16 protein-coding genes are annotated in these 22,474 nt (G+C 56.9%); 9 read left to right on the top strand and 7 right to left on the bottom strand.

What is annotated here, in order from left to right; all coding sequences use genetic code 11:
* Window positions 1-50: 50 nt before the first annotated feature.
* Window positions 51-1,010: a dihydrodipicolinate synthase family protein gene (locus tag ACUNV4_RS28360; RefSeq protein ID WP_430882041.1), complete on the bottom strand. Its 960-nt coding sequence runs from the start codon at window positions 1,008-1,010 to the stop codon at window positions 51-53.
* A gap of 283 nt (window positions 1,011-1,293) precedes the next feature.
* On the bottom strand, window positions 1,294-1,929 hold the full coding sequence (locus ACUNV4_RS28355) for a 2OG-Fe(II) oxygenase family protein (RefSeq protein ID WP_430882040.1): 636 nt from the start codon (window positions 1,927-1,929) through the stop codon (window positions 1,294-1,296).
* A 258-nt stretch (window positions 1,930-2,187) separates the two neighbouring features.
* On the opposite strand from ACUNV4_RS28355, the gene ACUNV4_RS28350 reads away from it, so the two are divergent.
* Both ACUNV4_RS28350 and ACUNV4_RS28345 read left to right on the top strand, forming a co-directional pair.
* The gene (locus tag ACUNV4_RS28350) at window positions 2,188-2,784 is read left to right on the top strand and encodes a hypothetical protein (protein WP_430882039.1); all 597 of its coding nucleotides are present in this window, start codon (window positions 2,188-2,190) and stop codon (window positions 2,782-2,784) included.
* An 11-nt stretch (window positions 2,785-2,795) separates the two neighbouring features.
* Window positions 2,796-4,364: a sugar-binding protein gene (locus ACUNV4_RS28345; protein ID WP_430882038.1), complete on the top strand. Its 1,569-nt coding sequence runs from the start codon at window positions 2,796-2,798 to the stop codon at window positions 4,362-4,364.
* An 8-nt stretch (window positions 4,365-4,372) separates the two neighbouring features.
* On the opposite strand, the gene ACUNV4_RS28340 is transcribed toward ACUNV4_RS28345, so the two are convergent.
* The gene (locus tag ACUNV4_RS28340; protein WP_430882037.1) at window positions 4,373-5,305 is read right to left on the bottom strand and encodes an isopenicillin N synthase family dioxygenase; all 933 of its coding nucleotides are present in this window, start codon (window positions 5,303-5,305) and stop codon (window positions 4,373-4,375) included.
* Window positions 5,306-5,636: 331 nt separating this feature from the next.
* Window positions 5,637-6,032: a CBS domain-containing protein gene (locus ACUNV4_RS28335; protein ID WP_430882036.1), complete on the bottom strand. Its 396-nt coding sequence runs from the start codon at window positions 6,030-6,032 to the stop codon at window positions 5,637-5,639.
* Window positions 6,033-6,372: 340 nt separating this feature from the next.
* Here ACUNV4_RS28335 and ACUNV4_RS28330 point away from each other — a divergent pair, with 340 nt between their 5' ends.
* From ACUNV4_RS28330 to ACUNV4_RS28320, 3 genes are all read left to right on the top strand, one after another.
* A complete protein-coding gene (locus ACUNV4_RS28330) occupies window positions 6,373-7,488 on the top strand; it encodes a GGDEF domain-containing protein (protein WP_430882035.1) in 1,116 nt (371 codons plus the stop codon).
* Window positions 7,489-7,838: 350 nt separating this feature from the next.
* Complete coding sequence (locus ACUNV4_RS28325; RefSeq protein ID WP_430882034.1) at window positions 7,839-9,221, top strand: class II fumarate hydratase; 1,383 nt, start codon at window positions 7,839-7,841, stop codon at window positions 9,219-9,221.
* A 93-nt stretch (window positions 9,222-9,314) separates the two neighbouring features.
* Window positions 9,315-10,076 (top strand): PRC-barrel domain-containing protein, encoded by a 762-nt coding sequence (locus ACUNV4_RS28320; protein WP_430882033.1) that lies wholly within the window; start codon window positions 9,315-9,317, stop codon window positions 10,074-10,076.
* A gap of 79 nt (window positions 10,077-10,155) precedes the next feature.
* Here ACUNV4_RS28320 and ACUNV4_RS28315 read toward each other — a convergent pair whose 3' ends face one another.
* From ACUNV4_RS28315 to ACUNV4_RS28305, 3 genes are all read right to left on the bottom strand, one after another.
* On the bottom strand, window positions 10,156-11,433 hold the full coding sequence (locus tag ACUNV4_RS28315) for a c-type cytochrome (RefSeq protein WP_430882032.1): 1,278 nt from the start codon (window positions 11,431-11,433) through the stop codon (window positions 10,156-10,158).
* Window positions 11,430-12,227 (bottom strand): c-type cytochrome, encoded by a 798-nt coding sequence (locus ACUNV4_RS28310; protein ID WP_430882031.1) that lies wholly within the window; start codon window positions 12,225-12,227, stop codon window positions 11,430-11,432. Before ACUNV4_RS28310 ends, ACUNV4_RS28315 begins: the two co-directional genes overlap by 4 nt.
* Window positions 12,228-12,341: 114 nt before the next feature.
* Window positions 12,342-13,772, bottom strand: coding sequence for an aminotransferase-like domain-containing protein (locus ACUNV4_RS28305; protein WP_430882030.1), 1,431 nt, complete (start codon window positions 13,770-13,772; stop codon window positions 12,342-12,344).
* Window positions 13,773-14,198: 426 nt separating this feature from the next.
* On the opposite strand from ACUNV4_RS28305, the gene ACUNV4_RS28300 reads away from it, so the two are divergent.
* The 4 genes from ACUNV4_RS28300 to ACUNV4_RS28285 all read left to right on the top strand — a co-directional run bounded on the left by ACUNV4_RS28300 (window position 14,199) and on the right by ACUNV4_RS28285 (window position 22,378).
* Window positions 14,199-17,267, top strand: a complete 3,069-nt coding sequence (locus ACUNV4_RS28300) for a caspase family protein (RefSeq protein ID WP_430882029.1) — start codon at window positions 14,199-14,201, stop codon at window positions 17,265-17,267.
* A complete protein-coding gene (locus ACUNV4_RS28295; RefSeq protein WP_430882028.1) occupies window positions 17,260-19,896 on the top strand; it encodes a peptidase M4 in 2,637 nt (878 codons plus the stop codon). The genes ACUNV4_RS28300 and ACUNV4_RS28295 overlap by 8 nt, the downstream gene beginning before the upstream one ends.
* Window positions 19,897-20,225: 329 nt before the next feature.
* The gene (locus tag ACUNV4_RS28290) at window positions 20,226-20,906 is read left to right on the top strand and encodes a winged helix-turn-helix domain-containing protein (protein ID WP_430882027.1); all 681 of its coding nucleotides are present in this window, start codon (window positions 20,226-20,228) and stop codon (window positions 20,904-20,906) included.
* A gap of 2 nt (window positions 20,907-20,908) precedes the next feature.
* On the top strand, window positions 20,909-22,378 hold the full coding sequence (locus ACUNV4_RS28285; RefSeq protein WP_430882026.1) for a sensor histidine kinase: 1,470 nt from the start codon (window positions 20,909-20,911) through the stop codon (window positions 22,376-22,378).
* Window positions 22,379-22,474: the final 96 nt, after the last annotated feature.

Raw genomic sequence — 22,474 nt, 5'->3', positions numbered from 1 at the left:
ATGAAACACTGCTGAAGCAGCTTTCATTCCTGCCATGGAGCCTGAGTTTGTCAGCAGGTATCGTCGGCCGGGGAATGAGTAGCCGACGAACCTGACGAACCTGACGAACCTGACGAACCTGACGAACCTGACGCCAGAGCATCCATGCGTGCGGCCCAGTATGCCGTTCTCTCCAGCCCGAATTCGGTGGCTTGCAGTGCAGGCTGTCGATCATGTACCGGCAGTCCTGCTCGAGCGGCAAACAGACGCTTCCCATAACAGATCAGATGCTCGATGGACTGCATCATGAACGTCATGGCCGGCAACACCTCGCTGTAGAGATGCTCGGCAGCCTCTCTGTCCCCGGTCTGCCACAGATCGAAGATGCGCTTGCTGTGGTCAACCACATCGGGGGCAAGAACGAAGCCGCTGGCCCCGGCACGCAGGCAATCGGTCATTTCCAGACCGCCGCGACCATTGAGTACCGTGAGCGAGGACCCACAACGTTCCACCAGCCCGGCAAGATCCACCGCAGAGGTCTCAGCCTTGATCAGTGAAAAAGCCCGGTTGCGCTGAATCAACCGTGCAACGTCGTCAGCCTGCAAAGCCCGCCCCAGGTACTGCGGAGCATTCTGAATGGAGAAGGGAATATCGAACCCGTCAGCGACGGCCGCGAAGAAATCGATATAGGTGGCTGGACCGTAGCCACCGGCAGCAGGCGGTTGCAGAATCAACCAGGAGGCGCCGTGCTCCAGCGCAAACCGAACGCGATCGCGCTGCTCCTCGACCGAGTTGCCGGTAATGGTGACGGACAGAGGCACACGCCCGCAAAGGCTCTCGGCGGTCCACTGGACGAGCTGACGTTGTTCTGCGTCACTCAGTTTCTGTACTTCGGTGGCCAGGCCGAGCACGGTCACCCCGTCAACACCGGCGTTCAAGACCCAGTCAACCTGGGCGCGCATGGCGCCTTCATCCAGCTTTCCATCACGATCGAAAAAAGCGTAGAGCACGCAATGGATTCCGTTGAACATGGCCTCGAGCACTCCCGGTTGACGACACCCCCTTGTCGAATCATCGACAGGACATGCCCTGAAGACAGACATCAGCATTGTCAGTTTATCTTATAAATCAGAAAAACGCCCGCAATTCCTGCCCGGCCCCTGAACCCATTCAGTAATTCACGACATACCCTCGCCCGCAATCAGCAACTCAACCCTGCGTCACCACGCTTGACTTGACTTGACTTGACGTGACGTGACTCGGCTCGGCTCGGCTCGGCTCGGCTTCCGTGCTCAATCTTCGGCCTGAACGTCGCTACTGATCGGGCAACAGGGTCTCGCTGCGCCGCAGTACCACATTGAATGATATGGACACCCGCGGCTGCTCGGCAAAGTTCGGATGTACGGCATGATGCACGAATGATGGCCAGAGCAGCAGCAGACCCGCTGCTGGCGTAACGCGATGCTCCGGATCAATCTGCGGGTCACCGGCAATCGCGCTCATGTTTGCCTGGGGACGAGGATCGAAAAACGAGATATCGCCCGGATTGAGATCATCACGCTGCCTGGCGGACAAGGGCTGCTCAGGCATGTCCACATAGTAGGTACCGCTGAGATAGCTGTGCGGATGATTGTGCAAGCCATGGTAATCACCCTGTCGATTGATATTGGCCCAGCCTTGCAGTTGCCACTGAATACTCACACTGACCCCCGACCTCGACAGATAATCGGCAATGGTCTTGTTGATGCACTGATGCAGCCATTGCAATGCCGGATGAGTTTGTTCGAAGAGGTTCTGCTGCCGATAGTCCGTGGTCAACTGCGCCTGAGAGTCATCCTGCATCATCAGAAACTGTCGCAATGCCTGATTGGCAATGTCGGCAGATGGCAACTGACGCTGCAGGAACAAGGTCGGCCACAATTGTGTGAACCCGTCGCTATTCTGCGTCATGCTGCCGGCTCGAGCAGTCTGATCACTGCAGATACCCATGCAATTGTCACTGGTGTTTTTCTGATCATCACGATACTGGCGGACAAGCGTGCAGCGTAGTCTAGCGGGTAAATCCCGCCCGTTCGGAACCTCAAGGCGAGAATCCACTCTCAAAACCCGATCCCTTACCTAACTGTATGCAGGAACCCCAGCATGCATCACGGCGCGCCCTGCAACCTTCCGTATACTTGCCCCCCATTGCGTCTGGAGTCAGTCATCTTGGATGTTCGTCATTTTCGCGGAGTTCGCCTCGTCTGGTTGAGTCTCCTGCTGTTGTTATCCGGAAACGGATTCGTTCACGCCCAGTCGGTAGATACCGTTGCTCCCATCATCGAGCTGGAAGAGTTGACAGAGGGTATCGCTGATCGCACTCAGGTATTTACCGCCCAGGTGGCCGAAGACAATACGCTGGACAACGTGACGCTCTACTATCGCCGGGAAGGTCAATTACCGTTCACACCCGCCCCGATGGAAGCGCTGGGCAACACGGGTTACTACAGTGTCTCCATCCCGACGGACTTCAATGATCTGCGAACCATTGAATACTATGTGCAAGCCATCGATACCACGGGTAATCGAACCGTGAGCGGCTTTGCCTTCGACCCTTACCAGCGAACCCTGTCGGCACCGGTCAGTCCCATTTCCGGCAATCAGGAAGCAGCTCCGGAAGTCGCTGCGCAGGAGCGGATACCGTTGCTGAAACGTCGCTGGGTCCAGATCACGCTGGGTGTCCTGGCCGTAGGCGCCGTGGCCTCTCTGGTGAGTGATGACGGAGAGGATTCCGAAGTGGTACCGCTGACCTTTTCCCTGCAATGAGAGAGAACATCATGCGCTCACATGTTCGCACTCTGTGCAATGCCACCACGATCCTGATCGGCTCTGCCATTCTGGCAGCCTGCTCCGACAGCGGTACCGTCACAACCTTGCCGGCCAGGCCCAATGTCGCTATCGGCTTGCCACAGGAACTGCTCAATGCTTCGAGCGTCGTTCAGGCCAACCTGCGTCCCGAGATTCGGTTTGCCGGTGGTTCAGCGGTCTCTCTGACGCGCGGCTCGGGCAACGACTGGAGCGGCACCATCAATGTAGCCCCGGGTAGAACCTACCAGACAACCCTGACCTGGTTTGAAAGACTGGAGCAGGGCGATGTCGCTCTGGCAACACTGACGCAAACCCTGGATGTCTCCGCTGCCGGCGAGATCACTCGCTCCGAGAACAGCGGTTATTCCACGGATATCGACACGGACAACGATGGCCGTACCAATCTGCAAGAGCGTCAGGATGGCACCAACCCGCTACTACCCGAAAACGGTACCGACACAGGTACTGACACAGGTACTGACACAGGTACTGACACAGGTACCGACACAGGCACGGACACAGGCACGGACACAGGCACGGATACAGGCACGGATACAGGCACGGATACAGGCACTGATACAGGCACTGATACAGGCACTGATACAGGCACTGATACAGGCACTGATACAGGCACTGATACAGGTACTGATACAGGTACTGATACAGGTACTGATACAGGTACTGATACAGGTACTGATACAGGTACTGATACAGGCACCGATACAGGTACTGACACAGGCACCGACACCGGTACTGACACGGGCACCGACACCGGTACTGACACGGGCACCGACACCAACCCGCCGCCAGTCGTGGCCGATGTCATCGTGCCACGCATTGCCGCCGAAGATGCTCCGGTCATCGATGGTGAAGGCCTGGAATTGCTGGGTGACAACGGCGAACTGATCGGCGAATGGGCGGCTGCCGTGCAAAACGACAACAGCGGTGCACCCCTGGTCATCGATCAGTTGATCATCGATGACGACGCCAACGAATCAGCCGGCTCGGACCGACGTCGTTGGGCGGCCATGCATGACGGAACCTATCTGTATGTGCTGGTTCTGGTTGACGATGATGGCGACAGGAATCGCGATTCGGGTAGTGACATCGATCAGGATGACAGTCTGGAACTGTTCATCGATGGCGACAACAGCAAATCCAATCGTTACGACAGCAACGATTTCAGCCGTATTTTCCCGTTGCAACTGGCCGGTGCAGACAAGCAATCCACATCCTCGGGGGCGGTCGCCGGACCACAGTCATCGTCTGCACCGCTGTCAATCAGGTTCACCACCGGGCCCGGCATAGGCCCCGATGGCACGATCCGCAGGCAGTTCGAACAGGACGTTTACGAACTGCGAATCGGCCTGAGCTCGGCCGGCATCGTTCCCGGCGAACCGTTCGGTTTCGAATTGCAGGTCAACGATGATGACGGCGGCGGTGATCGCAATGCGCGATGGGCATGGAACCTCCCTACCGGCAGTGCCGATATCGCGCATCAGAATCCATCGGTGTTCGGCACACTGGTTCTGGAATAGACCGATCTCTAGCCGGCGCCACTGGCCGGTTGCCGGTGAACATAGGTCTCGTCATAGCGGCGAGACAGATGTTCACCGGCCAGCCGTACTTCAGCACTCCCCCAGGGCGCCACATTGACATCCGCACGCGGATTGAAGAAGAACGGCACCGACATGCGCTCCTCTGCCCCGCCGATCACGCGGTGAGGCGTGGCCACGATACGGCCATTACTCCACATTTGCAGCATCTCGCCGAAATTGATGACGAAGGTGCCGGGGTTTGCAGTAACCGGAACCCAGTCTCCCGAGCGAGTCGCCACCTCCAGGCCGGGCGATCCGTCCATCGCCAACAACGTCAGGCAACCATAATCGGTATGCGGGGCAATACCGAAATCTCGCTCGGTAGCATCCAGAGGCCTGCTCGGATAGTAGTTGCCTCTGAGCAAGGCCATTGGCTTGTCGAACTTGTCTCTGAAATAGTCCGCAGGCTCGTCGATCGAACTGGCGATGGCACTCAGCAGATCCAGTGATATGCGGGTTGCCCGGGTGTAGTAATCCGTTATGTTTTCACGAAAACCGGCAGGCTCGGTCGGCCAGCGATTCGGGGCATAGTAGGTATGCCGGGCCAGCGGATCTCCCGGTGGCAGTTCAAGCCCACAGTCGAACACTTCCTTGAAATCCGGATTGGACGCCGGGTCCACCTGCTCGGCGCCTGATGCGCCCCACCCTCGATTGGAGCCGGTATTCGCCATGTTGAACTCCGCCTTCCTTGCCGTCGGCAACGTGAAGAAGTCGCGATAGGCACTCAAGACACGCCTGACATCGTCTTCGCCAAGACAGGTATCGGTCAGGGTCATGAAGCCGATATCCTCGGCCGCCACGCGCACTTTGACCAGACTTTCCTGGTACCCGCGACTGGAAGGATCAAACAAGTCAACGGCGCTGATCTCGGGTATCTGCATAGGGCTCTCTCGAGGACTTTCCCGGTTCTTGTACTCGGCAGGACCCATCAATCCGGTCGAGGGCATGTAACGTTGTTCAAGCCTTGGATCAAATCGACCAAGTCTGACGGTTCGGGCTCTTATCCTACCCTCATCCCTCCTTGAGGAACATGACACGACAAATCGCCGTTGATTTTGCAGTGCAACATGATTTCAGCGAATATCTTGCGCTGCAAGACAAATATGCTGCACTGCAAAATTTGGTATCAGAGTGCCCCCTCTGGCGCGTAGCAACCTCCGAACTGGCTGCATCGTCCACTCGCTTGGCCCGCTGCAATGACCCTTTTTCCGGTTAGAGAACCTTCATCACATCTCGCCAACTGACGATGCCGATGGGTTTGCCAGCGTCATCCACAATCGGGATACAGGAAATCCTTTCCGTATTGAACACATCGATGGCGTCGGCAACGCTTGCCGTCACATCCAGCGTCACCGGTTTGCGGGTCATGATCTTGTGCACTCGCTGGGAGAGTGTCTGGGTATCTCGACGATTCTCGGCGAGTGTTCCCAGGTAAGGACTGATGACCCTGAGAAGATCACGGTCGGACACCACACCGCTGAGTATCTCGTGATTGACCACCAGCAAATGGTGGAACTGGCAATTGTCGAAGACTTCCTTGACGATGCTCAGAGGATCATCCATCTCTACCGTGACGACCCGTTCTGTCATTATTTCCTTGATATTCATGTCTTGATTCGAGCACCACAGGTTCGAAGTCACCGGATCGCGACAAGGGAAGCACCCTGCTACAGAACCATGGGCAGTTTCACCATCCAGCCCCCAACCGAAGCAGCCTGTTCCGACGATCAGCTTCCACCCGGCGCAGCTCGCTCTGGAAAACAGATCGAGAGCACAGGTAGTAGCCTGCACATAGCAATATCTGCACCGTCAAGCAGGACATGCTCACAACTCGGCGTAAAACCTCATGACGAGCTAATCATTCCGCCACGGCTGCCGATCTTCTGATTACCTTGCGCATGCACTTGCCCCTGTCACACCCATTGCGAGTCAGAAACCAACCTCCCTGATGCTGTCTTCGGCAATACAAAAACTGTCCTTCTCGCTGGAGGAACTGTCAGAGAGGGGGCCTGACCGACTCACTACCATGGCGGGCCTGTGCGGATTCTGCATTCACGTCGGATTCTGCGGCTTGTTCGTGCTGCTGAATCTGTGGTCGCTGGTTACCTTGAACGTGGTGAGCTGCGGCCTCTGGATTTATGTCATATGGCTTGCATCCACGGCAAGGCCGGGCATGGCGGTGCATCTTGCAACGTTCGAAGTCTTGTCGCATGCGATCGTGGCCACGAGCATACTCGGCCCGAGTTTCGGGTTTCATTTCTATCTGTGGCCCGTCACGATACTCATCGCCCTCAACCCCAGTCTGAAGTTCCGCCACTCGGCGCTGATCAGCATGCTGACGATGTTGCTGTTCGGGTGCCTGAGTGCTTTCGTCAGCAGTGACCGATCCGCCGACTACACCCCGCAACTGGTAAACGGCATCTTCTTTCTGAACATACTGGTCTCGGGATTTTCGATGATACTGACCGGCATGCTGGTGCGTCACATGTTTTCGCTTCAAAGCCGCGAGCTTCGTGAGCATGCTCGCACCGATGAGCTGACCCGCCTGTACAACCGCCGTCACGTACTGGAGTTCCTGAAGAGCACGGAAGCCCACCGACAGCGTAACCGGATACCCTATTGCGTCTGCCTCTGCGATCTCGACCACTTCAAGAGCATCAACGACAGCCACGGTCATGATACCGGCGATGCGATTCTGGTCAGCTTTGCCGAATTTCTGCAACGATCGTTGCGCGAAACGGACTGTGTGGCTCGCTGGGGTGGCGAGGAATTCATGATCGTGCTGACCAATACGGCTGGCAACAATGCCTTCGACACCATGACATCCCTGTTGACACGATTGCGTTCCGAGAGCCGCATCGCCATCAGTGACAGGCAGCAACTGTCGATGAGTATCGGCGTTGCCGAAGCCATGGATGGTGCCAGTATCGATGAAGTCGTCGTCCGCGCAGACCAGGCCCTGTACCGAGCCAAGGCTGAAGGCAGGGACAGAGTCGTACTTCACCACGCCGATACCCCTCCCGCCAAATCTCCGGCAACCAGGCGAAACAGCCCGTCAAGGTAGCAGCGACTGGTCGCCGCGCTTCGCCCCTCCAGCCCCCAGCACTCCAGCACTCCAGCACTCCAGCACTCAGCACTCAGCACTCAGCACTCTGCACTCTGCACTCTGCACTCAGCACTCTGCACTCTGCACTCTGCACTCTGCACTCTGCACTCTGCACTCTGCACTCTGCACTCTGCACTCTGCACTCTGCACTCGGCATGGATCAGGCCTCCGGATCAACGACCGTCCGATGATCTGTCGATGCGTCTACCGGTACATCGTGTCAATCCGAAAACATCCAATGGCTTCAAGCCTTGTTTTGATAGTCTGTCCCTGCATCAGTCGAGCAATTGCACAGGGGCAGCAGGATCATGAAGACAACACGTACAGAGAAAGACAGCATGGGCGAGGTCGAAGTCCCAGCCGATGCGCTCTACGGCGCTCAGACTCAACGCGCTGTAATGAACTTTCCGGTCAGCCAGCAGCGCATGCCTGTCCGCTTCCTGATGGCCCTGCTTGAAATCAAGAAGGCCGCGGCGAAAGCCAATCAGGACCTGGGCAGCCTGTCAGAGGCTGAAGCCCAGGCCATCATTCTGGCTTGCGACCGCCTGCTGGTCGACAAGGACACGCTGCTGCAGCATTTTCCCGTGGACGTCTTTCAGACAGGCTCCGGCACCAGTACCAACATGAACGCCAATGAGGTCATTGCGGGCCTTGCAAACCGCATGGAGGACATCGTGCTGCGACCCAACGATCATGTCAACTGCAGCCAGAGCAGCAATGATGTCATTCCATCGAGCATTCACGTCAGTGCAGCACTGGCATTGCAGGATCACCTGTTGCCGTCACTTCAGCATCTGGACGATTGCATCATGAGCAGAGCCACCGAGCTGGCCGATGTCTGCAAGACCGGACGCACTCATCTGATGGACGCCATGCCGATCACGTTCGGCCAGGTACTCAGTGGCTGGTCGACACAGATCAGAGACAACCTTGTCCGCATCAAGGCCATTCAGCCTGAGCTTCATCAGTTGGCGCTGGGAGGGACCGCCGTGGGTACCGGTGTCAATGCACCTCCCGAGTTTGCAGCAACGACATGCCGTTACCTGAGCGAAGAGCAGCCGATCGATTTTCATCCCACCCCGAATCCCTTCGCCGCGATGAGCTCTCAGGATGTTGCTGTGGCCCTGTCCGGTTGCCTGAAAACCGCCGCGGTGAGCCTCATGAAGATCAGCAACGATCTACGCTGGATGAACTCAGGCCCCCTGGCAGGCCTGGCGGAGATCCGATTACCGGAACTGCAACCCGGATCATCCATCATGCCCGGCAAGGTCAATCCGGTCATCCCGGAATCCACGGCCATGGTGGCAGCGCAGATCATCGGCAACGACGCCACCATCACCCTGGCGGGCCAATCCGGTAATTTCGAACTCAATGTCATGCTGCCACTGGTAGCCTCTCGCCTGTTGGAGAGCATCGAACTGCTGGGTTCCGCGGCGCGGCTTCTCGGTGACAAGGCCATAACCGGCTTCACCGTCAATCATGCGACAATCGAGTCAGCACTGCATCGCAATCCCATTCTGGCAACAGCGCTCAACCCCCACATCGGCTATCTGAAGTCTGCCGAAATTGCCAAACAGGCCTATGCCGAAGGCAGGCCGGTTCTGGATGTTGCCGAGCAGCTTACGGACTTGTCACGTGAGCAACTGTCGCAGATTCTGAACCCGGTAGCGCTGACAAACAAGCTCGATTAGCCGCGGAAAACGAGCGTATTTGTTACATCGGTAACTCTTGCATGAGCGAGCCTGCTACAACTGAAATCCTCACTCATCTTGCAGGAGACGAGTATGACCTACTGTATCTTTTCCGATTTGCGCCACTACGATGTGAAGGGAAGCTCGGACCACATAGGCAAGTTGCACGATATCTATCTGGATGACGAGACCTGGAAGATAAAATGGTTCGTCGTCGAGACCGGTAACTGGTTTTCGTCGAACAAGATACTGATCGACGGCGAGAAGATAACCAGCATTACTCCCCAGGAGGGTAGTTTTCAGGTTTCCCTGACAAAGAAGGACGTCGAGGATGCTCCTTCAGCGGATGAGCATCAGCCCGTCAGCGACCAGCATCGCAACGAGTTCAGCTACATTGCAGCCAGCCACAATACATTGCTGTTCCCCGGCTATGCCGGACTGATGATGCCGGCAACACTGATAGAACGTCCCGGTGAACCGGTCGGTGCCGAAAAGGAACTTCAGGAACTGGCACGGGAGCAGGCAGACCGACATCTGCGCAGTGCCAGTGAAATCGAGGGGTATACCATCCATGCAGCCGATGGCAAGCTCGGTCCCCTGTCCGACATGGTCATCAACACGGAGCAATGGACGATCGATCTGTTGGCAGTGGACACCAGCAAGTGGCTGCCTGGCAGAACCGTCGTCATCTCTCCTCGTTCCATCGACAGAATCTCCTGGGAGGAACGCGAACTCATGGTCGGGATGGAAAAAGAAACCATTGAAGAGAGTCCGGAGCTACACGATCTCAAGGCCATCGAGACGAGCTATGTCTCCAGACTCAATGACTATTACCGCTTTCCCATGGTGTACTGAACCAGCCCGTGCATTGCAGAGCACCTGCATGACCTTTTTCGGCCATTGACACCGAAGAAGGTCATGCAGGGAGACAGGCTCAGTGTTGCCGCAAGGTCTCTGGAGCGACGGCAGTGGCCTCGTTACCCCAGCTTTGCCTGATGTACGTCAACACAGCTGCCGCCTGCCAATCATCCAGTTGATGGGCAAAAGGCGGCATGCCATGAGGTCTCGGTCGTTCCTCGGTGCTGGCGCCGAATCCGCCGTCCAGTAAAGAGCGGATGGCATTGTTTGGTGATGCCGCGGTCACTCCCCTGTTGCCTGCCAGCGCCGGAATACGATAGGGCTCACCCTGCCCGTCACTGCCGTGGCAGTCGGCACAGTCATCGGCATAGAGCTGTTTTCCCGACTCGTAGAGCTGATGCGCAAGATCAGCACTGACGCTTAGCTGCGTCGCTGGCGGTGACTCTCCCGCCGGCAGGCTGAACAGATAGTCCACCATGGCGGCCAGATCCTCCCGACTCAGATACTGAAGACTGTGCAAGACCACTTCGGCCATTGGACCGGAAAGCACGTCATGCTCGTTGGCTCCCCGTTTCAGCAATTCCACCAACGCATGTCTGTCCCCTTGTGGCAGATTTCCGCGTGTCAGCGGTAGTGCATCCCATTCCAGACCATCGATATGGGCACCCGCCAGCTCGTATCGAGTCTGACTGTTACCCAGCCGTCCACGAGGCGTGTGACAGGCAGCACAGTGACCGGGGCCTTGCACCAGGTAGGCTCCTCGATTCCAGCTCTCCGACCGCTGCGCATCCGCTTCGAATACCTCTGGTCGAAAGAACAGCAGACGCCAGACGTTCAGAGCCAGTTGCGTGTTGTACGGAAATTCCAGCTCATGAGCCGGCGGTGTACGATCGACGGCAGGAACGGTTTGCAGGTAGGCAAACAGGGCGTCGCTGTCATCGCGTGTCATGTGACTGTAGCTGGGGTAAGGGAAGGCCGGATACAGGCTGCGCCCATCTTTCGATTTGCCATGATGCAAGGCCTGCCAGAAGTCATCCGCGCTCCACTGCCCCAGGCCCGAGACCTTGTCAGAGGTCAGATTGCTGCTGTAGATCCTGCCAAAAGGCGTCGGTATGGCTTTTCCGCCACTGAACTCAGGCTCTCCGACCTGTGTATGACAGGCCACACAATCACCCGCACGGGCCAGATACTGACCTCGTTCCACTACATCCGCAAACCTGTCCGGCAAAGGACTGACAAGGGTTTCAGCATTGTCCTGTTGGCCACAGGCGGACACTGCCATGACAAGCGACAACAGTGCACTGGCAGATCGCAATCTGCTACGGCGCAACACGCCAGGCAGCATCTGGCTCATTGCACTGCCCCGCATTCTCGAGGCAAGGCTGTCGTGTTGACCGTGGTCGACGTCAGATCAGCGTCCTGTGCGTTGGCAATCCACCGGGCAACGATATCGATGTCCTCACCGCTCAGTGAACGAGCCACCTCGGCCATGCAGTCGGGATCGCGTGCCCGCCGCGTACCCGCCTTCCAGGCACCCAGCTGCGCAGAGAGGTAATGAGTACTCAACCCGCGTAATCCGGGTATGGCAAAGCCATCGCCTTGCAAGTCACCGCCGTGACAGTCCATGCAGGCGACCTGTGAGTCATTACCCGTTTGCACCAGCAGTCGGCCACGAGCTGCGCGCACCGGATCAGTCTCAACGCCTGCAGTTGCGCCTGCATTGGCATTGGCATTGGCATTGGCATTGGCATTGGCATTGGCATTGGCGTTTGCGTTTGCGTTTGCGTTTGCGTTTGCTTCAGGCTGAACAAGATCTGGATCAGACGGTGACTGCCGAGCGTACCAGGCAGCGATCTCATGCAGATACTCCGGGCTGAGATAGGCCAGCATCCGATTCATGGTCGGGTTGATCCGGCGCTCTTCCTTGAAATTCAGCAATTGCTGATACAGGTACTCGACCGGCTTGCCACTGATCGGAGGGTAGTAGAGTTCATCCTCGGGGGAGTTCACGGCTCTGCCATGACAGGCTTCACAGGCCTGCAGACGATCCCCCATGGCATTGTCGTCGGCAGACAGTACTGCCGAGAAGACTCCCAGTAATGCAGGGACAACCCACCTGCCGACAACTCTGAAACGTTTCCTGTTCATTCGCCGATTATCCGCTTCGACAAGCCACAGGTACAGGGACAGGCGCCGACCGGAAAAGCATAACAGTTCCCGGGAATCGCTCATTCAACAGCGCGGATCAGCGCCACTTTGGCGTCAGTCACCGCTGCCTTTTCGTTCACTCACTGGCAGCAAGCGAGCCAGCAGCTGCATGGCCCGCTCCGCATCTTCTGCCGATGGATAACCATAATTCAACCGCAGTCCACGCGAGATATCGTCACGGACACCGAACAGACTGCCGGGCGCAATGCTGACGCCATGCTGCAAGGCGGCCCGATAAAGCCGGAAACTGTCGAAGTTCGGCGGCAGCTCCAGCCACAGAAAATAGCCTCCCTGAGGCTGGGTGACCCGGCACTGCAGCGGAAAATACTGCTGCACACAACCCAGAATAGCGTCTCGTCGCCGCTCCAGTTCGCGACGCAGGCCTTTCAGGTGCGTGTCGAAAGCGCCGGTGTCCAGATAATCCGCGATGGCCAGTTGCGAGGGTATGGCTGCAGACAGACTGGTACCCAATTGCAGGGCCTGTACCTGAGGCCAGAATCTCCCGGCCGCCGCCCAGCCAATGCGATAGCCCGGCGCCAGACATTTGGAAAACGAACTGCAATGCAGCACGAGCCCGTCCCGATCGAAGGCCTTGATCGGTGCGGGACGGCTTTCCCCGAAATACAGCTCGCCATAGACATCGTCCTCGATCAAAGGCAACTGATGCCGCGACAGCAGTTCCGCCAGCGCACGCTTTCTGGACTCCGGCATGAGGCTGCCCAATGGATTCTGAAAATTGCTCATCAACCAGATGGCTGCCGGTCGATGCAGGGCTATTGCCTGCTCCAGCGCCTCAATGTTCATTCCCTGTACCGGGTCCGTCGAGACTTCGATGGCTCGCAGCCCCAGTCGTTCCAGCGCCTGCAAACAGACATAGAAACTGGGTGATTCGATGACGACCGCATCGCCCGGTTTCGTCACGGCCTGCAGACACAGATTGAGCGCTTCCATGGCGCCATGCGTCACCAGAAGTTCATCCATGTCCAGTTCATGCCCGTGCAGGTGATAACGCAGCGCTATCTGCCGCAACAGCTCCGGATTGCCCGGCGTGATATCCATTACAGCCCTGGCCGGTTCCAATCTGCGCATGCTGCGGGTCAGGGATTGCGACAGTCGCTTCAAGGGGAACAATTGCGGATCCGGAAACGCCGAGCCCATCGGCACTACCTTGTCGTTCTTCAGCGCATGCAAGACCTGAGCTATCAGCGCACTCTTGCCCACCTCTACCGTATCGAGCTCCGGTTGGGACGAGGTCGGCAGCTGCGGGTAGGTGTCTGCGCTCAGGCTGACATGAAATCCTGAACGTTGTCGCGCCTGCACCAGCCCCTGGGCCTCCAACAAGTGGTAGGCCTTCAGAATGGTCGACACACTCAAGCCTCGACGCTGACTGCTTTCGCGCACGGAGGGCAAACGTTGCCCGGGACGCAACTCTCCTGATTCAATCAGCAGGGCCAGTTCTTTCGCAAAGGCTTTGTATCGGACCATGGAGGATGAACGAGTGAGCGTCGGGATTCTGACAGCAGAACTGTGTAATGGTAATCCACAGGGAGCCAACCTGACAGCAAACCGTCACCGGCACGACACCGCGAGGTGAATCCGTCAAGCTAATGTCGTCGATGCGCAGCGTTTACTGAACTATCAGCTAGTTGCCGGGATTCAGCGGCAAATCGACAATTTGAAAGTGTTCTAATCATGGAGCATCACTCGCTCACGGGTGGGTTCATCTGCGGAGTGCGACAAGGGTTACTCATGCATTGCCGGCAATGAGATGCCTTGAGGAAACTGCCAGCAGCTGCTGAAAACGATACCGAGAGAGTGGGCTTGCGATGCCTGTTGCTGAACCAGGGAGTGGATTGGCCGTGCAACCGTCAGGGTGATTGCTACCGAGGCCATCACCGGGAGTCAGAGATCATGGCGAGAGAATTCAAGTCCGCGAACCTGTACGAGATTCAGGATATCGTATCAACATACCCTTTCTCTCGTCAGATCACCGAAGTTCATCTGCATCATACCTGGCGACCCCGTCAGTCCGATTATCAGGGACTGGCCACCATCGAAGGCATGTGGCGCTATCACACCGAAACCAATGGCTGGAGTGATATCGGTCAGCATGTGACAGTGGCACCCAATGGCAGCATCTGGTTGTGTCGCAACTTCAATTGGGCGCCCGCCAGTGCCAGAGGGTTCAACGGCAACAGTCATGCTGGCCCCTTCATGATCGAGATGATCGGCGACTTCGACATTGATGAAGAACAATTGTCGTCCGAACAACTGAAGGCGACCCTGGCTGTCATCAAGTCGGTGCAGAATCGCTTCGGACTGCAAGCCCATGCATTGCGCTTCCACAATGAAATGTCGTCCAAGACCTGCCCGGGTTCCAGCTCGAACAAGGCGCAATGGATCGAGCAGATATGCGCTTTCGAACTGGAGTCACACAGTTGCCGTAGCGCCGACACACCCTTTCCTCGCCGGGCAACTCGTGCCTATGAACTCATGCGCGGCATGAACCCTGATGCGGTACAGGCCGATGACATGTCGGATGCCGAACACGATGGTAACGCCGATCTGCCCGACAGCGCTTCTCGGGGCACTCACCGCGGCAGTCGCGAATTGACGATTGACATACTGGAGGAACTCAGCGCTCATACCATCAACCTCGAACGCGGCCAATTCTCCGACAGCGGGCGCATGGAGACCACGCAGCAGGACGTCGACCGACTGTTCGAAGAGCTTCTCCCGCTGGAAATCCAGTCAGCCGTCGCCGACAACCGTCGAGCGCAATTGTTGTTCTATGCTCACGGCGGACTGGTCTCCGAAAAGAACGCCTTGCTCGGGGCCATCAAGCAATTGCCCTTCTGGCGTGCCAATGGTGTCTATCCCGTGTTCTTCATCTGGGAAACCGGATTTGCCGAAACCGTTCGACAACTCGTTGAAGAGGCGATGACAAGAAGTCGCGCGCCCGACACTCGAGGCGTACTGGACTGGCTGACTGACAATGTCACGGATAGGGTCATCGAAGAGATCTCCAGCGCTGCCGGTGGTCGTCTGATCTGGGGCGGCATGAAGTCCAGTGCTGAACTGGCCAGTGATTCCGGCAATGGCGCCGATTACGTCGCTGGCAAGCTGGCAGACTTGCTTGGCGACCATGCAGATCGAATGGATGTCCATGCTGTCGGACACAGCGCCGGCAGTATATTCCACGCGCATTTCCTGCCACTGCTGGCGGCGCGCAACGCTCCCATCAAGACCGTTCACTATCTGGCACCCGCCGTACGCAACGATCTGTTCAAGCAGAATATCGCGCCGCTACTGGGCAACGGGATCGGCTCCCTGACGCTCTTCACCATGAACAAGCAGCGAGAGAAGGCCGACACGGTTGCCTCGGTCTATCGAAAATCCTTGCTGTATCTGGTGTCCAGAGCTCTGGAAGATGCAGACGATACCGATATTCTCGGCCTCGAGGAGTCCTTGCGACGCGACCTGGAAACACGCCGCCTGTTCGGACTTGACGGTAGCTCATCAGAGCTTGCAGAAGTCGTCTGGTCACCAACATCGGACTCGCAATCCGGCAATGCGTCCACCGCCTTGACGCATGGAGGCTTTGATGATGATGTGCACACCATGGAGAGTGTCCTGCGGCGCATGCTCGGCTTGCGCAATGGGGAGCAGATAGAACCCTTCCCCGACGATGGCACACGCAGCTTCACGAATTTCTGGAATGACCAGTTCGACTGGCCTGAGCATCTGGAGCACCTGTCTCGACTGGATCCAGCTGATGCGTTTTCCTCTGACAATGCAGCCTTGCCCCCATCGGAAAAACCCGACGGTCCTGGCCTCCAATCTGCCCCGGCATCCGTTGCTCCGCAATCCCGCCCCGAACCAGTTCAGGGCAATCCTGAGAAGGGGAACAAACCCGAAAAGTCCAAGGCAGACAGGAAAAAGGACAAGAAAAAGAAGAAAAAATCAAAACAGCAGCATAAGCAGGCCAAGAAGACCAAGGCTGGCGCTGCGGATACGTGGGCAGGCAACAGCGACGAGCGTGACGAACAGACGCCGTCCCCCAACAAGCCTCCACCGGCCCCTGAACCGGTCATGGGCGATGGCCGACGCATCGCTCTGTGTATCGGTATCGACAAGTACCAGCGCAGCCCTCTGGCCGGCTGTGTTGCCGATGCAAAACTGTGGAAGAAGACGTTGAGCGGCATGGGCTACCAGGTCACGATGCTGAAGAACGAACAAGCCACAGCCAACCGGATACGTGAGTGCGTCGCCGACTTGATCAACTCGAGTCGCCCCGGGGATCATCTGGTGTTGCAGTTCGCCGGACATGGCACGCAGTTCAAGGATATCGATGGCGATGAAGCTCAGGGGGATTCTCCCGCACTGGATGAATGTCTGTGCGCAGTCGATTGTGATTTTGCCAACGATGGCCTGATCATTGATGACGAGCTTCGGGTACTCATTGAAGGATTGCCGGACAGGGTGACCATGACCTGCTTCTTCGATTGCTGCCACTCCGGCTCTGCTACACGCATGGCACTGATGATGGCGAATGCGTCCACCGCTCAGGGTGTCCGGTCCCGTTTTCTGCCGCCCAGCAAACACATGAAGAAGGTCTACCGGAAGCGCATCGAAAAAGTACGGCAGAGCGCCTCCAGAGCACCAGGAAAGCAGCGTGACGTCCTGTTCAGTGCCTGTCGATCTACCGAACTGGCCTACGAAAGCAATGGACAAGGCGACTTCACTCGCATGGCAACGAAGATTCTGGCAGAGGGTATCCAGGGCCTGAGCAATACCGACTTTCTGCAACGTGTACTGCTGGCATTCGGCAGCACTCCTCGACAGACCCCGGAGATACACTGTGACGCCACAGCCCTCAGCCGCAGCTTTCTGGAACTGCATTCGAACAGCGGTGCTTCATCAGCCAACAGTAACCTGACCGCGGCAAGTCAAGAGCTGGAGTACCCCGTCGATGAGTGACGGCGACATCCTGGACAAGAAGCCGGCCAGTTCCGCCAAATCACGACTCAAGGCAGGAAAGAAGAAAAGCGCTGCTTCAGCTTCCGGAAAAGCGAAACCAATGTCCAGTCCGGCCAACGCCAAAGGGAAAGCGGCAATACGTCCTGCCAACGCAACGCCAAAGGCCACAAATACAACCACAAGCGCCAGCACAAGCGCCACCGTGGAGGATGGCGGCATCAGAAAAACACCCCCCACCCCCGCCGACGCGATTGCGGGCTCTGATTCGTCCAATGTAGCGTTGAAAGCCAGCACGCCCGAACAACTCGCTGACATGGGTTCCTCGGCCGATGCGGCCAATGAAAATGGAGCATCGGCAATCCTGCCAGAAGGCCGGCAATCCAGACAGGATGTCGAAGCTGACCGACAGGATTCGCCAGCGGAAACAGAGAGCCGCGCAGAGGTAAGCGCGGACTCCGGCAAGGTAACAGCGAAGACAGCAAAGACGACGGAAAGTCTGGATATCTCGAAAAACTCGAAAACCTCAGATACCTCAGATACCTCAGATACCTCAGATACCTCAGATACCTCAGATACCTCAGATACCTCAGATACCTCGGATACCTCGGATACCTCGGATACCTCGGATACCTCGGATACCTCGGATACCTCGGATACCTCGGATACCTCAGATACCTCGGATACCTCGGATACCTCAGATACCTCGGATACCTCGGATACCTCGGATACCTCGGATACCTCGGATGCCTCAGAGGATCATGAGCCAGGAGAGAGCGAGCTCTATCGGATCAGTTACCGGATTGCCTTGGCATGGTGCACACGATTGCACGAACGAGAACCGGGAGAACCCTTGTATCGTCGTCTCAAGGTCTTTTCCATCAACCCCGGTATCAGTCGCTCGGATAGCGGGCTTGCAGTCTGCAAGGTGCCCTACGAACCACTGGACCCCGGACCGATCGGATCGGTGATGGAAGTCTGCAATCGCGGCCTGGGCGATCAGACATGGAGCATCGCCGACCTCGAGAACCCCCATGTAGTGATGGAGGATGGCTACAACCCATCCTTGTCCGATCCGAAGTTTCATCAACAGATGGTCTATGCCGTCGCCATGGCGACCTACGACAAGTTTCGTCAGGCTCTGGGTCGTCACGTAGCCTGGCCATTCCCACGCTGCAGAGATGATGGGGATGGACCGCGTAACCGCTTGCTGTTACGTCCACACGGCGCCGAGGAACCCAATGCCTGGTACGACCGCGCTGCGGGTGAAATCATCTTTGGCTACTTCAAGGCACGGCACTCGACACCCGTCGTGCAGAAGGGCGTCGGATACGTGTTTACCAGCGTCTCGCACGATGTCATCGTGCACGAAACCAGTCATGCCCTGCTGGACGGTCTGCGCGCACACTTCATGATGCCCAGCCACCCCGATGTGCTGGCCTTTCATGAAGCCTTTGCAGATGTCGTGGCCGTATTCCAGCATTTCACCATCAAGGATGTCGTCACGAGCGCCATCTGCAAATCACGTGGTGATCTGCGCAAGGCCGATGTACTGGTGGATATCGCTCAGGAGTTCGGGCGCGGTATCAACAGTGACGGACAGGCTCTGCGTACCTTGATCGACCTGCCGGACGACTTTGCCGATAGCGACAAGGGAGCCATATCACCCGAGCGCATCCTGCGTTATGAAAACGCCGGCACCCAGGCACACAAACTGGGCAGGGTAATGGCCAGAGCTGTCTTCTCGGCATTTCTGCTGGTCTACGAACGACGTTCGAAGCGCTACCTGAAACTGGCTACGGCGGGGACCGGGCAGTTACCGGCTGGCGATCTCTCCAGTGAACTTCGCGAAATCCTCGTTGATGAGGTCAGACGCATTGCCGATCAGTTCTTGCGTATCTGTATCCGCGCCATCGATTACTGTCCGCCGGTGGACCTGCGCTTCGGCGACTATCTGCGCGCTCTGATTACCGCCGACTACGATGTCGTACCCGACGACAAGCTTGGTTATCGCGAGGCCATCATCAAGGCATTTGGAGAACGTGGCATGTTCGGCGAAGGCACGACCGCCATGACAGAAGACGCCTTGCTGTGGGGCTCACCCCATATCTCGATACCACGTGTGACGGAGTTGAGTTTCTCCAGCATGGAATTCGACGGTGATCCTGCCAAACCTGTCAGTGTTGCAGAGATGCGTCGGCAGGCCGGCGCCCTGGGGCGTCTTGTCAGCCAGCCACTGCTGGCCCGCGAATTTGGTCTGGTCGCGCCAGGTTCACCGCAATTCGACGCCGGCGGCTATGATCTGCCGCTCATCGAGTCCGTGCGTTCCGCCCGCCGAGTCGGGGTACATCAGGAAGTGACCTTCGATACGGTAGCCGAGGTTGTACAGCACCGACATGTCAAACTACCCGATGGCCGCTCCTTCAGCTTCTTTGGTGGCTCTACTATCATATTCGGGCCACGCGGCAATGTACGCTACATCATTCGCAAACGAGTCGACGACGACACCACGCGCATGAAACAGCAGACCGATTTCATGGACAATGATGGACAGTCACTGTGGAAGCAGGCGGGTACACACATGATTCCTCGCCAGGATCTTGCCAAGATGATGTGCTCACGGGAGCATTGATCTCAAGCAGGCGTCAAATCAGACGTCAAAGCGGTCACCCAAGCAGGTACTGGAACGGGAGCCAGAACAGGCACCAAAGCTCCTCTGCTTGCGGAGCTACCGAGTCACGAACCAACAAGCCACACGCTACACGCTACACGCTACACGCCACGAGCCACCGACAAGTTCAAAGTTCATCAATTGATAATACTACTCAAGGCCTCGTTGTTCTAGAGTGACAGTATCGGCGGGTTCGATCCGCAGTTGATCTGCAGAAGACTGCCTGCGAACGGATGAAATGATTCGCATGATGTGTGAACCTGCTCCGTGACACGCCTGGAGAATGTTCAGTGAGGATTCTTCTGATAGAGGATGATGATGTCGTATCCGCTTTTCTACAGCGCGGTCTGAGTGAAGCGGGACATACGATGCTGCTCGCTCAGGACGGTCTCGACGGCCTTGATTATGCACTGAACGAGCGTTTCGACGTTGCCATCGTCGATCTGATGCTGCCAAAGCTGGATGGACTTGCAGTGATAGAGCGCATGCGATGTCAGGGTATTCAGTCCCCGGTACTGATACTCAGCGCCAGACGAAGCGTTGATGATCGTATCACCGGACTACGTGCCGGTGGTGATGATTATCTCATCAAACCCTTTTCCTACTCCGAACTTCTGGCTCGTCTCGAAGCCTTGTCTCGCCGGGCCGCCCATACTGACAGCTCCTCGACCCTATGCTTCGACGATATCGAAATGGACCTGCTCTCTCGCAGCGTCAGCCGAGCAGGACAACGCATCGACTTGCAACCCAAGGAATTTGCGCTTCTGGAATACCTGATCAGAAACGCGGGCATTGTGGTCTCCAGAACAATGATCATGGAGCGTGTCTGGAACTACACGTTTGACCCTTGCACCAATGTCGTCGAAGCCAGAATCAGCAAGCTGCGGGAGAAAATCGACAAGCAGTACCAGCACACACTCATTCACACGATACGTGGCGCTGGCTATGTACTCAAACGCGAAGCAGATTGAGCATGAAACTGTCCAGAACACTGAGTGGAAGGCTCACCGTCTATACGGTTCTCACCTTCACCCTGCTGTTGCTGGTCTGCTTCACCCTGCTCTACTGGTCCATCAACCGAATGCTCATGCAAAGCATGGATGAGGATCTGATGGAAGACATCAGTGAATTTTCCCACACGCTGAGCAATGAGGGAATCTCCGGTGTCATTGACGAAATCAACAAGGAGACAGCCAACGATGAGCATGAGTCCGTTTTCCTCATGCTTCTGGATTCTGACCTGACCCTGATCCATCAATCCGACATGTATTTCTGGAATGGCCTCGAACCGGATTTCTCGCTGGTGAGGGCGCAACTATCGAACGCGTACGAGCCGGTGATTCTGACAATGGACCTGGATAGCCAGGAGGCACGGACACGAACCATCTACGGTCGGCTATCGCCGGAGCATGTACTGATTCTCGGCGAATCGACCGAGGACCATCAGGACATCACCGAACTGCTGGTATTCGCATTCACGGCCGTGTTCCTGCTGGCCATTCCCATCGCGTCCCTGCTGGTCTGGCTGGTCACCCGCAGAACCGTGTCCGGTATTCACAGAGTCAGTGTCGCTGCCAAGGGTTTCAGCAAGGGAGATCTGGATTCCCGAGCCAACTTGCAAGGGCAACTGGAAGAAGTGCAATCACTGGCGGACACCTTCGATGCCATGGCTGGTCGTTTACAGGCATTGATTCACCATATGCGAGAGATGACCGACAATATCGCTCACGATCTACGCAGCCCATTGGGCAGAATCAGACTGATATCCGAGTCTCTGCTGCACAAACCTCCCGACTCCCGGCAGATCGCTGAAAGTGTCGATCACACGGTGTCCGAATGTGACAGGCTGATTCGAATGATCGACTTGTCGCTGGACGTTGCCGAAGCCGAGGCCGGTGTACTGACGCTGCATACGCAGACACTCGATCTGAGCGACTTGTGCCGGGATGCCTGTGATTTTTTCGAACCGGCAATGGAGCTCAAACAAATTGCCCTGCTTCGCTCGATCGAAAGAGCATGCCATGTCAAGGCGGACAGCAACAGCTTGCAACGATTGCTTTCCAACCTGCTGGACAATGCATTGAAATACACGCCCGAGGGCGGCGAGATTTCCGTAGCGATGAAGCGCATGAACGGCTGTGTCGTGACAGAGGTTGCTGACAATGGTATCGGCATACCTCCCATCTCGTTGAACCATGTTTTCGATCGGTTCTACCGAGCCGATTCCAGTCGTGGGGGCATGGGCTGTGGACTGGGTCTCAGCTACGCCCACGCTGTGGCAAAGGCACATGGTGGCGAACTGACAGTGAGTTCGATTCCGGGAAAACGTACCGTATTCCGATTGCGACTGCATGAAACAGGTGTCGGCCGGATCGTCAGTCGACAAGTCAGCAAACAAGGTGCACGGAACGAATCGAAAACCGGAAACACGACACCCTCGTAACCCGACAACGGTAGCGTCACGACAGATGACTGGCCAGGCTGGACGTCTGTGATCTGTGTGATCTGTGTTATGCGTGAGATTCGTGTGAGGCCTGTG

It is taken from the genome of Granulosicoccus sp. 3-233 (genome assembly GCF_052681095.1).
Note: the sequence above shows the minus strand (reverse complement) of the source record. Positions and strands in the feature narration are given on the sequence as shown.

Coding starts and splice junctions, on each gene's coding strand:
- ACUNV4_RS28295 (WP_430882028.1), top strand. CDS start 17,260: ATGAGTGACGGCGACATCCTGGACAAGAAGCCGGCCAGTTCCGCCAAA.
- ACUNV4_RS28335 (WP_430882036.1), bottom strand. CDS start 6,032: ATGAATATCAAGGAAATAATGACAGAACGGGTCGTCACGGTAGAGATG.
- ACUNV4_RS28310 (WP_430882031.1), bottom strand. CDS start 12,227: ATGAACAGGAAACGTTTCAGAGTTGTCGGCAGGTGGGTTGTCCCTGCA.
- ACUNV4_RS28285 (WP_430882026.1), top strand. CDS start 20,909: ATGAAACTGTCCAGAACACTGAGTGGAAGGCTCACCGTCTATACGGTT.
- ACUNV4_RS28325 (WP_430882034.1), top strand. CDS start 7,839: ATGAAGACAACACGTACAGAGAAAGACAGCATGGGCGAGGTCGAAGTC.
- ACUNV4_RS28360 (WP_430882041.1), bottom strand. CDS start 1,010: ATGTTCAACGGAATCCATTGCGTGCTCTACGCTTTTTTCGATCGTGAT.
- ACUNV4_RS28315 (WP_430882032.1), bottom strand. CDS start 11,433: ATGAGCCAGATGCTGCCTGGCGTGTTGCGCCGTAGCAGATTGCGATCT.
- ACUNV4_RS28345 (WP_430882038.1), top strand. CDS start 2,796: ATGCGCTCACATGTTCGCACTCTGTGCAATGCCACCACGATCCTGATC.
- ACUNV4_RS28305 (WP_430882030.1), bottom strand. CDS start 13,772: ATGGTCCGATACAAAGCCTTTGCGAAAGAACTGGCCCTGCTGATTGAA.
- ACUNV4_RS28340 (WP_430882037.1), bottom strand. CDS start 5,305: ATGCAGATACCCGAGATCAGCGCCGTTGACTTGTTTGATCCTTCCAGT.
- ACUNV4_RS28300 (WP_430882029.1), top strand. CDS start 14,199: ATGGCGAGAGAATTCAAGTCCGCGAACCTGTACGAGATTCAGGATATC.
- ACUNV4_RS28355 (WP_430882040.1), bottom strand. CDS start 1,929: ATGACGCAGAATAGCGACGGGTTCACACAATTGTGGCCGACCTTGTTC.
- ACUNV4_RS28330 (WP_430882035.1), top strand. CDS start 6,373: ATGCTGTCTTCGGCAATACAAAAACTGTCCTTCTCGCTGGAGGAACTG.
- ACUNV4_RS28320 (WP_430882033.1), top strand. CDS start 9,315: ATGACCTACTGTATCTTTTCCGATTTGCGCCACTACGATGTGAAGGGA.